At 72.1% G+C, this 13,703-nt stretch carries 14 protein-coding genes; 2 read left to right on the top strand and 12 right to left on the bottom strand.

The features are described from left to right. Positions 1-161: 161 nt before the first annotated feature. On the bottom strand, positions 162-470 hold the full coding sequence (locus ACIBK9_RS42730; RefSeq protein ID WP_397164633.1) for an acylphosphatase: 309 nt from the start codon (positions 468-470) through the stop codon (positions 162-164). Next, positions 467-1,369, bottom strand: a complete 903-nt coding sequence (locus tag ACIBK9_RS42725; RefSeq protein ID WP_364330347.1) for a LysR family transcriptional regulator — start codon at positions 1,367-1,369, stop codon at positions 467-469. Before ACIBK9_RS42725 ends, ACIBK9_RS42730 begins: the two co-directional genes overlap by 4 nt. Before the next feature lie 93 nt (positions 1,370-1,462). Between ACIBK9_RS42725 and ACIBK9_RS42720 the strand changes: the two genes are divergently transcribed. Beyond that, positions 1,463-2,617, top strand: coding sequence for an MFS transporter (locus ACIBK9_RS42720; RefSeq protein ID WP_397164631.1), 1,155 nt, complete (start codon positions 1,463-1,465; stop codon positions 2,615-2,617). Here ACIBK9_RS42720 and mutM read toward each other — a convergent pair. From mutM to ACIBK9_RS42680, 8 genes are all read right to left on the bottom strand, one after another. Next, positions 2,565-3,410 (bottom strand): bifunctional DNA-formamidopyrimidine glycosylase/DNA-(apurinic or apyrimidinic site) lyase, encoded by an 846-nt coding sequence (mutM, locus tag ACIBK9_RS42715; protein WP_357973056.1) that lies wholly within the window; start codon positions 3,408-3,410, stop codon positions 2,565-2,567. The genes ACIBK9_RS42720 and mutM overlap by 53 nt on opposite strands. A gap of 108 nt (positions 3,411-3,518) precedes the next feature. Next, positions 3,519-4,238, bottom strand: a complete 720-nt coding sequence (rnc, locus tag ACIBK9_RS42710) for a ribonuclease III (RefSeq protein WP_352324836.1) — start codon at positions 4,236-4,238, stop codon at positions 3,519-3,521. 255 nt (positions 4,239-4,493) lie between these two features. Continuing rightward, positions 4,494-4,673: a 50S ribosomal protein L32 gene (gene rpmF, locus ACIBK9_RS42705; RefSeq protein ID WP_033409409.1), complete on the bottom strand. Its 180-nt coding sequence runs from the start codon at positions 4,671-4,673 to the stop codon at positions 4,494-4,496. Between the two features lies 1 nt (position 4,674). Further along, a complete protein-coding gene (locus ACIBK9_RS42700; RefSeq protein ID WP_387670994.1) occupies positions 4,675-5,244 on the bottom strand; it encodes a YceD family protein in 570 nt (189 codons plus the stop codon). A 54-nt stretch (positions 5,245-5,298) separates the two neighbouring features. Then, positions 5,299-5,775 carry a pantetheine-phosphate adenylyltransferase gene (gene coaD, locus ACIBK9_RS42695; protein ID WP_352324821.1) on the bottom strand — a complete coding sequence of 159 codons (477 nt, stop codon included), beginning with the start codon at positions 5,773-5,775 and terminating at the stop codon, positions 5,299-5,301. A 14-nt stretch (positions 5,776-5,789) separates the two neighbouring features. Then, positions 5,790-6,356 (bottom strand): 16S rRNA (guanine(966)-N(2))-methyltransferase RsmD, encoded by a 567-nt coding sequence (rsmD, locus tag ACIBK9_RS42690; RefSeq protein WP_358288503.1) that lies wholly within the window; start codon positions 6,354-6,356, stop codon positions 5,790-5,792. 394 nt (positions 6,357-6,750) lie between these two features. Beyond that, a complete protein-coding gene (recG, locus tag ACIBK9_RS42685) occupies positions 6,751-8,931 on the bottom strand; it encodes an ATP-dependent DNA helicase RecG (protein ID WP_397164628.1) in 2,181 nt (726 codons plus the stop codon). Positions 8,932-9,077: 146 nt separating this feature from the next. Then, positions 9,078-10,622 carry a DAK2 domain-containing protein gene (locus ACIBK9_RS42680; RefSeq protein WP_397164627.1) on the bottom strand — a complete coding sequence of 515 codons (1,545 nt, stop codon included), beginning with the start codon at positions 10,620-10,622 and terminating at the stop codon, positions 9,078-9,080. Positions 10,623-10,821: 199 nt separating this feature from the next. Between ACIBK9_RS42680 and rpmB the strand changes: the two genes are divergently transcribed. Then, positions 10,822-11,007, top strand: a complete 186-nt coding sequence (gene rpmB / locus ACIBK9_RS42675) for a 50S ribosomal protein L28 (protein ID WP_043618345.1) — start codon at positions 10,822-10,824, stop codon at positions 11,005-11,007. Positions 11,008-11,107: 100 nt separating this feature from the next. On the opposite strand, the gene thiD is transcribed toward rpmB, so the two are convergent. After that, positions 11,108-11,905, bottom strand: a complete 798-nt coding sequence (gene thiD, locus ACIBK9_RS42670) for a bifunctional hydroxymethylpyrimidine kinase/phosphomethylpyrimidine kinase (protein ID WP_397164625.1) — start codon at positions 11,903-11,905, stop codon at positions 11,108-11,110. A 30-nt stretch (positions 11,906-11,935) separates the two neighbouring features. Then, positions 11,936-13,678, bottom strand: coding sequence for a hypothetical protein (locus ACIBK9_RS42665; protein ID WP_397164624.1), 1,743 nt, complete (start codon positions 13,676-13,678; stop codon positions 11,936-11,938). Positions 13,679-13,703 lie beyond the last annotated feature (25 nt).

Raw genomic sequence — 13,703 nt, 5'->3', positions numbered from 1 at the left:
GACTGGTTCGCGCACTTCTATTCCGCGGGAGGGGTGCGCGTGGTACTTAACAAGAGTCGCACCGGCAGTGTGGGCGGTCAAGTCGATCCAACCGCAACGCCCTACTGATAGGCACTCCCGACATACAACTATACCCTATTTGGGCCGTTTAGCAAAAGCGACTACCGCTCTACAAAACCGCCCAAACTACCTCGGGGTTCACTCCATCGTTCCACTACTCCATCGACCCTTCCCGGCGTGTCGCAACCTCTGAGCAGCTCCAACAGCTTGACGCACGCCTCCCGCGAGCCCTCGGCGACGACCTCGACCCGGCCGTCGTCGGTGTTCCGCGCCCAGCCGGTCAGGCCGAGCTCCAACGCCCTCGCGCGCGTCCACCACCGGAAGCCCACCCCCTGGACCCTCCCCCGCACCCAGGCGGTTACTCGGACGTTTTCCGAACCTTTGTCGCCATTACTCTTCGTATCCGTCATGCCGCCACCGTCTCATGCCGCCGTACGACTTCCATGGCCAACTCGTTGAAGGCGAGGATCGAGGCCGTACGTCCGGCGCGCAGCCAGGCCAGGCCCAGGATCGACGGAGGCAGGCCGTCGACCGGCACGAACGCGATGTCGGGACGGCGATGGTGGTCGGCGCTCGGCTTGCAGAAGAGCATGCCGCCGCGGTTCAGCGCGACCTGCGTCAGGCCCTCCTGGGTGGTGGCCACCGAGCCGGCCCGCGCGATCGGCCGCCCGGACGGGGTGAGGGTGGGGGCGATGTGCTCCTGCCAGCGGCGCGGCGCGGGGTCGTCGAGGCCGAACAGGGCGACCGAGGCCAGCTCTTCGGCGTCGACGCCGGCGCGGCCGGCCAGCGGGTGGCGTACCGACAGCCCCAGCTCGACCGGGCAGTGGTTCAGCTCGGCGCCGCCCTCCAGGTCGGGCTCCTCCAGTGGCAGCAGCGTGAACGTCAGATCCACCCGCCCCTCGCGCAGCTTGCTGAACGGGTCGGAGAGCGGCACCTCGACCAGCTCGACCATGCAGCCGGGGTACCGCCGCTCGAACGCCGCCACGCTGCCGGTGACGATCTCGGTCGGCGTGGCCAGGAACCCCACCCGCAGCAGGCCCGCCACCTCCCGCGCCGAGGCCGTGGCCCGCGACACGGCCGCCGCCATGCCGTCGTAGGCGGGCCGCAGGTCGGCCAGGAAGCGCCGGCCGAGCGGCGTCAGGCCCACCCGCCTGCTGGTGCGGTCGAACAGGCGGCCGCCGATCCGGGTCTCCAGCGACCCGATGAGCTGGCTCACCCGGCCGGGCGACAGATACAGGCGCTCGGCCGTACGCGCGAAGTGCAGCTCCTCGCTCAGCACGACGAAGCACTCCAGTTCCCTGAACTCCATGCCACTCCCCGGACGCGATCGCTTAGCCTGCCTAAAGCAAGGCTTCGAGCTTCGTCATTGTTCCGTCCCCGGCCGATGAGGAGGCTGAACGGCATGACGACTCTTGAGACCTCCACTGTCGCGCGGGCCCGCTGGCTCGCCGTCCTCGCGGTCGCGGTGGGCACCTTCACCATCGTGACCAGCGAGATGTTGCCCGTCGGCCTGTTGACCTCGATCGCCGCCGACTTGGGCGTGTCCGACGGCACCGCCGGGCTGATGGTGTCGCTGCCGGGGCTGGTCGCGGCCGTCTCGGCCCCCGTGCTGGCCCTGGCCACCCGGCGGCTGGACCGGCGCGTCCCCTTGCTCGGCCTGATGGCGTTGCTCGCGGTGGCCAACCTGGCGGCGGCGTTCGCGACGAGCTTCCCCGTCATGCTGGGCGCGCGGGTGCTGACCGGGATCAGCATCGGCGGGTTCTGGGCCTTCGCGGCCGGGCTGGGCCTGCGGCTGGTGCCCGAGCGCTCGGTGGGCAGGGCCACGTCGGTGATCCTCGGCGGCGTGTCGGTGGCCTCGGTGCTCGGCGTGCCGGCGGGCACGCTCATCGCCTCGGCGGCGGGGTGGCGCACGTCGTTCGCGGTCATGGGCGGGCTGGCGCTGGTGCTGCTCGGGCTGCTGGCCGCCGTGCTGCCGCCGATGCCGGGCGAGGCCGCCTCGGGCGGCGCCCGCGCGCCGCTGCCGGGGGCGCTGCGGGTCGTGCTGGCGGCGACCGTGCTGATCATCACCGGGCACTTCGCGGCCTACACCTACGTCCGGCCGTTCCTGGAGCAGGTCGCGGACGCCGGTCCCGGCCTGGTCAGCGTCGCCCTGCTGGTGTACGGCGCGGCCGGCGTCGTCGGCAACTTCGTCGCGGGCGCCAGGGCGGCCCGCGACCCCAAGCCGGTGCTGATCGTCCTGGCCCTGCTCATCGCCGCCTCCACGGCGGCGCTGGCGCTGGTCGGGCTGCCCCTGGTCATGCTCGTCGTGTGGGGCCTCGGTTACGGCGGCGTCGGCGTGGCGCTGCAGCTGTGGATCATGCGCTCGGGCGGGGGCGAGCTGGGCACCGCGCTGTTCGTGGGGGCGTTCAACGTCTCGATCGCGCTCGGCTCGTTCGTCGGCGGCCGGGTGGTGGACGGCGTGTCGATCTCGTCGGTGATGTGGCTGGGCGCCGCGCTGGCGCTGCTCACCGCGGCTTTCGCTGGCATTTGGGGCAGGAGTACGACGACCGGTTCATGAACGCCTCGCGCCTGATGGGCGTGCCGCAGCGCGAGCACGGCAGGTCGCGGCGGCCGTAGACCTCCAGCGACCGGTCGAAGTAGCCGCTCTCGCCGTTGACGTTGACGTAGAGGCTGTCGAAGGAGGTGCCGCCCTGCTGGAGGGCGGCGCCCATCACCGTGCGCACGCCGGCCAGCAGCTCGGCGACCTTCGGACGGGTCAGCGTCTCGGTGGGACGCGCCCAGTGGAGCCGGGCGATCCACAACGCCTCGTCGGCGTAGATGTTGCCGACGCCGCTGATCAGCGACTGGTCCAGCAGCGCCCGCTTGATCTCGGTGCGCCTGGCCCTGAGCCGGCGGGTGAACTCCGCCTCGTCGAACGACGCCTCGAACGGGTCGGGCGCGATGTGCGCGATCGGCGCGGGCACGCCGCCGACGAGCGGGGTCAGCATGACGTGGCCGAACGTGCGCTGGTCGACGAAGCGCAGGTCGGGGCCGCCGTCCTCGAAGCGGAGGCGGACGCGCAGGTGTTTCTCCGGGGGCGTCTGCGGATCGACGACGAGCAGCTGGCCGCTCATGCCCAGATGGGCCAGCAGGGCCTCCTCGCCGCCCGACAGGGGCAGCCACAGGTATTTGCCGCGGCGCTCGGCCGACAACACCGTACGGCCCTTCAGGCGGGCGGTGAACTCGTCGGCCCCGGGGACGTGCCGCCGGATCGCGCGCGGGTGGAGCACCTCCGCGGCGGCGATCTCGCGGCCGACGACCCATTGCGCCAGGCCGCGCCTGACGACCTCGACCTCTGGCAGCTCAGGCACCGTGCACCCACCGTCCTCTCGACTTCCCCGGCCGCCGGGCATGCCGCGGCGGGGACGGATCCGCAGTCACAACGCCGGACGCGGGCCGGGGCTTCCCGTGCGCCGGGGTCAGCTCGCGGGCTGGCTCTCGCGCTGCTCGCGGCGGGCCCGGATGCGCGTCCAGGCCGCCTCGGCCGCCTGCTGCTCGGCCTCCTTCTTGCTGCGCCCGCTGCCCGAGCCGTAGGACTCGCCGCCCACGCGCACCATGGCCGTGAACGACTTGGCGTGGTCGGGGCCGCTCTCCTCGACGTGGTACTCGGGCACGCCGAGCGCCTCGGAGGCGGTGAGCTCCTGCAGGGACGTCTTCCAGTCGAGCCCCGCGCCCAGCGAGGCCGAGCGCACGATCAGCGGGTCGAACAGCAGGTGGACGACCCGGAACGCCTCGTCGAGGCCCTTGTCCACGTAGATCGCGCCGATCAGCGCCTCCAGCGTGTCGGCCAGGATCGAGGACTTGTCGCGCCCGCCGGTGCCCTCCTCGCCCCTGCCGAGCCGCAGGAACCGGCCCAGGCCCAGGTTGCGGGCGACGTCGGCCAGCGCGCGCATGTTGACCACGGCGGCGCGCAGCTTGGCGAGCTGCCCCTCGGGCAGGTCGGGGTGGTTGCGGTAGAGGGTGTCGGTGACCACGAGACCCAGCACCGAGTCGCCGAGGAACTCCAGGCGCTCGTTGGTGGGCAGGCCGCCGTTCTCGTACGCGTAGGAGCGGTGCGTCAGCGCCCGCTCGAGGATGTCGGGGTCGAGGCCGACGACCAGGACCCGCTGCAGCTCTTCCCTGGCGACCTCCACGGCCACCGGCTTAGGACCTGCGCCCACGTGTTTCCTCCTCGGACATCTTCACAAGGCGGCCGCGGAAGATGCCCGAAAACGTGGTGGGCGTCGGGGTAACGGGTAGCCCCGGCGTCCACCACGGCCGCGGGCGAACCGCCGCCGTACGCATCTACAGACGTTAACGCCGACCGAGGCACAATGGCACCCGGTCGGCATCACGTCAACTGCTGACGGTGAAACCCGCTCCGAACCTGACGGGCGGGCCTGCTGTCAGTGTGATCAGGCGGACGGCTCGATGACCTGACGACGGTTGTAGGTGCCGCAGGTGGGGCACGCGATGTGCGGCTGCTTGGGCGAACGGCACTGCGGGCAGCTCACCAGGGCGACAGCAGTCGTCTTCCACTGGGAGCGACGGGCGCGGGTGTTGCTCCGCGACATCTTTCGCTTCGGGACGGCCACGTCACTTCTCCTGATCGTTATCGTTCTCGGAAACCAGACCTTGCAACGACGCCCAGCGGGCATCGATCTTCTCGTGCCGGTGATCGTCGCCGGCCTCGGCCAGCTTGATCCCGCACTCCGTGCAGAGCCCCTCGCAGTCCTCGCGGCACACGGGGCTCAGCGGCAGTGCGAGCACCACCGCGTCACGGAACGTCGGCTCGAGGTCGAGCAGCTCTCCGTCGAGCAGCGAGTCGTCCTCCGAGGCGTCCTCGTCGGAGTAGAAGAACAGCTCCTGCAGATCGACCTCGATGTCCGAGGTGATCGGGTCAAGGCACCGCGCGCACTCCCCGGCGAGCGGGGCGTGCGCCGTGCCCGAGACGAGCACGCCTTCCATCACTGCTTCGAGCCGGAGGTCCAGCTCGACTTCGGCGTCTTTGGGGACACCGATCATGTCGACGCCGAGGTTAGCCGGTGCCGGAAGGGACAGGGTCATCTGCCGCATCGTGCCCGGTCGCTTCCCCAGATCATGAGTGGAGAGCACCCAAGGGGAGCGGGGGTCGAGGTGCTGAGTCATCCTGCTCTCGCTAGGCATGGCGAAGACGCTCGCCGTCGTACAAGGCCGAAATGAAAGGATACCAGGTCGCGGTCAGCCCCTGAGACGCTCGATGAGCAGCTTGTGCACCAGGTCAGGGACCAGGCCGGACACGTCGCCACCATACCGCGCGATCTCCTTGACCCGGCTGGAGGACAGGAAGGAGTACTCGGGATTGGTGGGCATGAAGAGCGTCTCGACGCCCGACAGACGGTAGTTGAGCTGGGCCATCTGCAGCTCGTAGTCGAAGTCGCTGACGACCCTGATGCCCTTGACGATGGCGGGGATGTCGTTGTGCTTGCAGAAGTCCACCAGCAGGCCGTGGAACTTCTGCACCTTGACGTTGGGGTACTCCTTCGTCACGGTCTGAAGGATCTCGATCCGTTCGTCGACCGTGAACAGGCTGCTCTTCTCGATGTTGATGAGGACCGCCACGACCACCTCGTCGTACAGGCGGGCCGACCGGCCGATGATGTCGAGGTGGCCATTGGTGATGGGGTCGAACGACCCCGGGCAGACAACGCGGCGCAAGACGCCTCCCAGGTCTACGGGTTCCCGGCGGCGCGACCGTACCAAACGGATGCTTCGCCGTATCTACGGACCCTCTCCTCAACATATCCTTCCGGCCACATCAAGGACTTTCCCCTCGTTTCCCGCTCGAATGCCACCAGCCCCTCGTCCATCAGCCAGCCGTTGTCGCGCAGCAGCTCCAGGACCCGCGTGACCTCGCCGTCACCCAGCGCGTACGGCGGATCGGCGAAGACGATGTCGTACGGCTCCTCCGGCGGCCTGGCCAGGACCCGCTCGACCTTGTCGGCCACCAGCTCGGCGCCTTCCAGGCCGAGAGACCGGATGTTGGCCCTGATCGTCCGGATCGCCTTGGCGTCGGACTCGACGAGCAGCGCGTGGGCCGCGCCCCTGGACAGCGACTCCAGGCCCACGGCGCCCGAACCGGCGTACAGGTCGAGCACGCGGGCCTCGCGCAGGCCGTACAGGGAGTCGAGGGTCAAGAAGATGCCTTCCCTGGCCCTGTCGCTGGTCGGCCTCGTGCCCCGCCCCGGCGGCACGGCCAACCGCCGCCCACCCGCGCTCCCCGCGATGATCCGAGTCATAAGGCCCATTGTTCCGCATGTTCGCCCAGGTCAAGAGTGGACAAGTGTCGGCCTCGACTGCGCAAGGGTGATTCACATCGGCCGGATCGGCCCGCATGATGAGTCTGCGGCCTTCAAGGTGACCCACATGAAGGCCGACCGGCGTGATCGTGAGCCCTTCCGCACGCCGGTTCCCTCGGCACCTGACCCGAGGGTGGGCCCAGCCGGGGACGGCATTCGGGGGGAGGCCGTCCCCGCGGCTGGGCCATTGACTTCTTCTTTTTTACGGCTTCGCGTGGTTTCCCACTCGCCATACTTCGGCTGACGGCCCTCCATGTAACGGCCTCTGACCCTTCACCGGCTCGCCGCCGTCACGCGAGCCTTCGTTGACCGGCTCCGTGGTTCTCCTGGGCCCTCACGTCTTCTCCAGGTACTCCGCCTTCTCGTCCTCCAGGAGGCGGGCTATCTCGGCGCGCAAGCCCTCATGGTGGGCCAGTTCGGGGTCGTCCGACAGGAGCTTTGCGGCTTCGTCCCGCGCTGTTGTGATGACGTCTTCGTCTCTCAGGAGCTGCAGGAGCTTCAGCGAGCTGCGCTTGCCCGACTGGGCCGCCCCCAGGACGTCGCCCTCGCGGCGCTGCTCCAGGTCGACGCGGGACAGCTCGAAGCCGTCGAGCGTGGCGGCCACCGCGTCGAGGCGGGCGCGGGCCGGGGTGCCCTCGGGGAAGTCGGAGACCAGCAGGCACAGGCCGGGCAGGCCGCCCCGGCCCACCCGCCCGCGCAGCTGGTGGAGCTGCGAGACGCCGAAGCGGTCGGCGTCCATGATGATCATCACCGAGGAGTTGGGCACGTCGACGCCCACCTCGATGACGGTGGTGGCGATCAGCACGTCGAGCTCGCCCTTGGTGAAGGAGCGCATGATCGCGTCCTTCTCCTCCGGCGGGAGCTTGCCGTGCAAGGTGCCGACCCGCAGGTCCTGGAACGGGCCCTGGGTGAGCAGCTCGGCGACCTCCAGCACGGCCAGCGGCGGACGGCGGTCGTCGTCGCCCCCGGCCGCCGCCAGGTCGCCCTCGTCGCCCTCCAGGTCGCCGATCCGCGGGCACACGATGTACGCCTGCCTGCCCAGCTCCACCTCCTCGCGCACCCGCTGCCAGGTGCGTTCGAGATAGTGGGGCTTCTCGGCGGCCGGCACGACGTGCGTGGTGATGGGCGCGCGCCCCGACGGGAGCTGCGACAGCGTCGAGACCTCAAGGTCGCCGAAGACCGTCATGGCGACCGTGCGCGGGATCGGGGTCGCGGTCATCACCAGCACGTGCGGACGGCCCCCGCCCGCCTTCTCGCGCAACGCGTCACGCTGCTCCACGCCGAAGCGGTGCTGCTCGTCGACCACGACCAGCCCCAGGTCGGCGAACTGCACGTGCTCCTGGAGCAGGGCGTGCGTGCCGACCACGATGCCCGCCGTGCCCGAGGCCGCGTCGAGCAGCGCCGCACGCCGCGCCGCCGCGCCCATCGAGCCTGTCAGCAGCGTGACCGCCGTGCCGCCGAACATGCCGCCCTGGGCCAGCTCGCCCAGCATGTTCGTGATCGAGCGGTGGTGCTGCTGGGCCAGCACCTCCGTCGGGGCCAGCAGCGCGGCCTGGCCGCCCGCGTCGACCACCTGGAGCATCGCGCGCAGCGCCACGACCGTCTTGCCCGCGCCCACCTCGCCCTGCAGCAGCCGGTGCATCGGGTGCTCCAGCGCCAGGTCGGCCGCGATCTCCTCGCCCACCTGCGACTGCCCCTCGGTGAGCGAGAACGGCAGCCGCCCGTCGAAGTCGGCCAGCATGCCGTCGGAACGCCTCGGCCGCGGCCTGGCCGGCCACGCCGTGGCCGCCTGGCGGCGCTGGAGCAGCACCGCCTGCAGCACGAACGCCTCGTCGAACTTCAGCCGCTTGCGCGCCCGGCCCACGTCGGCGAGGTCCTTCGGCCGGTGGATGGCCACCAGCGCCTCGGCGAGCGGCTGGAGGCCGTGCCTGGCCCGCAGGTCGGCGGGCAGCGGGTCGTCGAGCGGGCCCAGCGTGTCGAGCACCACGCCGACCGCCCGGCGGATCGCCCACGGCGTGACGTCCTTGCCCGCCGGGTAGATCGGCACCGGCGCGGACGCGAACTCCTCAGCGCTCGCCTCGGCCTCCTCCTCGAACAGCTCGAACTCGGGGTGCGAGAGCTGCCAGCGCGGTTTGGAGCGCGCCCCGAAAAGCCCCACCTTGCCGGCGAACATGCCGCGCCGCCCCGGCTTGAGCCGCGACTCGGCCACATGGGAGCCCTTGCCGAAGAACGCCAGGTAGATGCGGTTGCCGTTGCCGTCGACGACCTCGGCCTCCAGCCACGTGCCGCCGCGGTTGCGCATGGGCTTGCGCATCAGCCTGGTCACCTCGCCGACCACGGTGACGTGCTCGTCGACCTCCAGCGCGTCGAGCGAGGTCAGCTCGCCGCGCTCGGCGTAGCGGCGCGGGTAGTGGCGCAGCAGGTCGCCGACCGTCTCCAGGCCGAGCACGCTGTGCAGCAGCTTGGCGGTCTTCGGGTCGAGCGCTTTGGTCAGGGGCTCGTCGAAACGGCTCACGGGATCCAGTTCTACCGCCTGCGGCCGACAGGAATCCCGCACCGGGCCCGGGAGTCGCCCGCGGAGGGGGCCGCGCCGAGCCCCGGGGCGCCCACGGAAGAGGCCGCGCCGGGCCTGGGAGTCGCTCGCGGAAGGGGTGCGCGCCGCTACTCGACGCCGATCAGCAGCGGGTAGCCGCCCTGCTCGCCGTCGTAGACGACCAGGTCGACGTCCGGCCGCGTGCGCCGCAGGTGGTCCTCCAGCCGGACGGCCAGCCGTTCGGGCAGGTCGGAGCCCGTGACCAGGGTCACCAGCTCGCCGCCGCCGGCCACCATCCGGTCGATGATCAGCCTCGCCACGCGCTCCAGGTCGCCGCCGATCACCGCCACGTCCCCGTCGATCAGGCCCAGCACGTCGCCCGGCCGGCACACGCCCGCGCTGGTGAACGCCTCCCTGTCCGCCACCGCCAGGTGTCCGTACCTGGTGTGGCCGGCGGCGTCCGTCATGGCCACCACGTCGTCGTCGAACCGGCGCAGCGGGTCGTGCACGGCCAGCGCCGACAGCCCCTGCACGGTCGCCCTGGTCGGCAGGACGCTGACGGCCACGCCGTCCTCGCGGGCGATCTCCGCCGCCGCGACGGCGACCGCGAGGACGCCCTCGTCGTTCGGCAGCACGGCCACCTCGGCGCCCGCCTGCCTGATCGCGGCCAGCAGCTCCGGCAGCGCGGGCCGGGTGCCTGGCGCGCGGCGCACCACGACCGCGCCGCTCTCCTCGAACAGCGCCGCGATCCCGTCGCCGGCCGCCACCGCCACCACGCCCCTGCCCGCCCTGCCCCGGTGCGTGCGCTCGGCCAGGTACGTGATCCTGACCCGGTGCGGACGCCCCGCCCGCAGCCCCGCCTCCACGGCCGCCCCCGCGTCGGCCACGTGCACGTGCACGTTCCACAGGCCCTCGCCGCCCACCACGACCAGCGACTCGCCCATGGCGTCGAGCTCGTCGCGCAGCGCGGCCACCGCGCGCTCGTCGGCGTCCAGCAGGTACATGACCTCGTAGCCGGCGCCCACCTCGGTCATCGGCGTGACCCGCCCGGTCGGCGCCGGCACGTCGTAGTGGTCGCTGTAGGAGTCGGTGAGCACGGCGGCCAGGGTCTCCAGCACGATCGCCGCCCCCGCGCCGCCCGCGTCCACGACCCCGCTGCGGGCCAGCACGTCGAGCTGCCCCGGCGTGCGGCGCACCGCGGCCCGCGCCTCCCGCGCCGCCTGCCGCGCCACCTCGCCCGCGTCGCCGTCGGCGTCCCGGGCGGCCCGGGCGGCCGACTCCAGCACGGTCAGCACCGTGCCCTCGACCGGCCTGGCCACGGCCTCCCTGGCGAGCGTGGCCGCCCTGACCAGGCCGGCGCGCAGGTCGGAGCCGTCCTTGAGCACCTCGGCCAGCCCGCGCAGCGCCTGGCTGACGATGACCCCCGAGTTGCCGTGCGCCCCCACCAGCGCCCCGTAGGCGAGCGTCTGCCACACCACGGCCGCGTCGACGTCGTCGGGCAGGGACTCGACAGCCTCGGCCGCCGACAGCATGGTCAGGTGCAGGTTCGTGCCGGTGTCGCCGTCGGCCACGGGGAACACGTTGAGCGCGTCGATCTCCGGTCTCGCCCGGCCGAGGGCGTCGGCGGCCAGGCGGGCCCAGCGGCGCACCGCGGGCGGGTCGAGGGCCTTCATCTGCGCTCCTTCGACCTCCCCGCATGCGCTACCTTGTTGGAGGAGAATATCCCCGCACCGGCCACCGTCCAGTGCTCTGGTTCGCGCCCAATGGTGTGGATCAGATATTCTCGTCTGGCTGGCCGGTTGTCCCGGCATGCCCTCCGCCCGGAAAGCATCAGCGGACAGGGCTACATCGACTGTTATAAGGAGCGATACCGTGGCTTCCGTCTGCGATGTCTGCCGCAAGGGGCCGACCTTCGGCAACAACGTGTCCCACTCGCACCGCCGTACCCGTCGTCGTTGGAACCCCAACATCCAGACGGTCCGCGCGGTCGTCGGCGGCACGCCGAAGAAGCTGAACGTGTGCACCTCGTGCATCAAGGCGGGCAAGGTCACCCGCTAGTTCTCGTCTTTCGCGAAGCCCGCCGCTCCTGATCACTGGAGCGGCGGGCTTTCGTCGTGCCCGCCCCCTGGCCCGCCCCGCCATGGGACGGGCTCAAGGGTCAGCGCCAGCGCCAGGCGTGGTCCACCGGACCGATGCCGGAGCCCAGAGGGAAGCCGCGGGCGATCGCGCCCGTCACGTACTCCTTGGCCCTCCCCACCGCCGTCGGGACGTCGTCGCCGAGCGCGAGCCGGGAGGCCAGGGCCGAGGCCAGGGTGCAGCCCGTGCCGTGGGTGTGCCGGTTGTCGAGGCGTTGGGCGGCGAAGCGGTACTCGGTCGTGCCGTCGGTCAGGAGGTCGACGGGGGCGCCGGGCAGATGGCCGCCCTTGATGAGGGCCCAGGACGGCCCCAGCGCGAGCACGGCGTCGGCGGCCCTGCGCAGGTCTCCCTCGTCCTCGACCTTGACCGAGGTGAGCTGCTCCACCTCCCACAGGTTCGGCGTCACGACCGTGGCCACGGGCAGCAGGCGCGTCCTGAGCGTGTCGACGGCCTCGGGGGCGAGCAGGGAGTCGCCGTGCTTGGACACCCCGACGGGATCGACCACCACCGGCGCGTCATAGGCCCCCAGCACCTCGGCCACCGTCTCCACCAGCACCGGTGAGGCCAGCATGCCGGTCTTGACCGCCTGCGCCCCGATGTCGCCCAGCACGGAGTCGAGCTGCGCGCGCACGGCCTCGGGCGGCAGCTCCCAGTAGCCCTGGACGCCCAGCGAGTTCTGGGCCGTGACGGCGGCGATCACGCTCATGCCGTGCACGCCCATCGCCATCATGGTCTTCAGGTCGGCCTGGATGCCCGCGCCGCCTCCGGAATCGGAGCCCGCGACGGTCAGCACACGTGGAGGGGTCGTCATGAACCCCATCCAACCACTCGACCGGCACCAAGCAGGCACTCAGCCGATCGCGCACTCCCCGCCGACCAGCCCGCACGCGCCCGGCTCCTGCGCCTTCCCCGTCGCCGAGTACGTGACGCTCACCGAGTCCCCGGCGGCCAGCGAGCCCGACAGGTCGATGATCAGCAGGTCGCCGTCCTGGGTCCAGGAGCCGCCGTTCACGTCCATCACGCGGCCCTCGACCGGGAGGGAGAAGGTGGCGTTCGCCAGCGGGGCCGGCGACTGGTTGGTGACGCGCAGCGTGGCCGAGTACGAGGTGAGCCGCTGCTTGACCGTCTGCCGCACGTTGACCGAGCCGCCGCTGCCGCCGTACCCGGACGTGGAGGTGGTCGCGGGCGCGGGGCTGCTGCCCACCGTGGGGACGACGCCGGTGTCGGAGTTGCCCAGGGGCGTGCCGTCGTCGGTCGGGGCCTCGGAGATCGTCTCCTCGGCCGGCGGCTCCGGCTGCCGCGTCGGCTTGGCCGAGGCCTTCGTCCGCGTCCTGGTGGGCGTGGGGGTGGGGGCCGTGCTGCGGCGCGGGGCGCGGTTGCCGACCGTGGGGGCGGTGGTCGTCGGGGCGTCGGAGGGCGTGCTCGTCTCCTCGTCCTCCGACGGCTCCTCGGAGGGCTCTTCCTCCTCCGTGCCGGGGTCGGAGACCGCGGCGGTCGAGGGGCTGGCGCTGGTGTGGACGGCGGCGCAGCTCGCGTCCGCGCACTTGCCGGGGTCGTCCGAGGAGCTCATGAGCTTCACCCCGGCGACCGTGCCGCCGAGCACGACGGCCACGGCGGCGACCGACAGCAGCGCCATGCGGCCCCTGCCCTTGCCGCTGCCGCCGCCGGCAGGCGGGTTCAGGCCGTCGTCGTCGCCACCGCCGCCGCCCCTGGACGACTTGCGCCGGCCGCCGCGGCGACGGCCACGGGACTCGCCGGACTCGTCCAGGTCGTCGAGGTCCTGGTCGGAGGACCAGCCCGAACGCAGGAAGCCGGTCTCGGCCTCCGCCCAGGCGGGCGTGTGCGCGGCGGTCGGCTCCCCGGCCACCTTCACGTCACCGGGCTCCGGCGGCCTGGCGTGGAAAGCGGTGTCGGACCCGGCGGGCACGTCGAACCTGGCCGTGCTTCCGGGCTCCGGCACGTCGAACCTGGCGGTGCCACCGGGTCCAGGCATGTCGAACCTGGCCGTGCCGCCCGGCTCCTGGGCGTCGAAGGGGCCGGTGTTCCTGCCCTGCCTGTCGAACGGGCCGCTGTCAGGGCCCTGCGCGTCGAACGGGCCGGTGTTCCGCCGGGGGGCGTCGAAGGGGCCCGGGGTGCGGCCGGAGGCGTCGAAGCTCGGCGGCGGCCCGAAGGCGGACGTGGCGTCGGGCTGGGAAGAGGGGCCGACGGCGTCCCAGTCGGCCGGGCGGGCGAACGCGCCCGTCACCTCGAACGGCCCGGCGCCGTTCGGCTCGGGGTAGGGCGACCCGGAGAACTGGGGGCCGTTCGGCGGCGGAAAGGGGCCGGAGGGGGCGTCGGACGGCGGGAACCCTGGGGCGGCGTCGGCGGGCACGGCGAAGGCACCCGTGGTCTCGAACGGCTCGGGCTGCCTGCCGCTGCGCTGCGGCGGGCCGTCCTCGCGGCGCGGCATCGGGGCCCACTGCCCCGTCACCTCGACCTGGTCCGGCAACGCCGGCCAGCCCGGCGCCTCGGCCGGGTCGTCGGGACCCCAGAAAGCGCTGCCGTTCCCCCGTTCATCCCCATCGTCGGATCCACCGGTGCCGTGGCGGCCCATGGCTGCCCTTTCTCGCGGTTACAGT

The organism is Nonomuraea sp. NPDC050227 (assembly GCF_044459705.1).
Taxonomy (GTDB): Bacteria; Actinomycetota; Actinomycetes; order Streptosporangiales; family Streptosporangiaceae; genus Nonomuraea.
The sequence above is the reverse complement of the archived record's forward strand: the minus strand, read 5'-3'. Positions and strand labels throughout refer to the sequence as shown.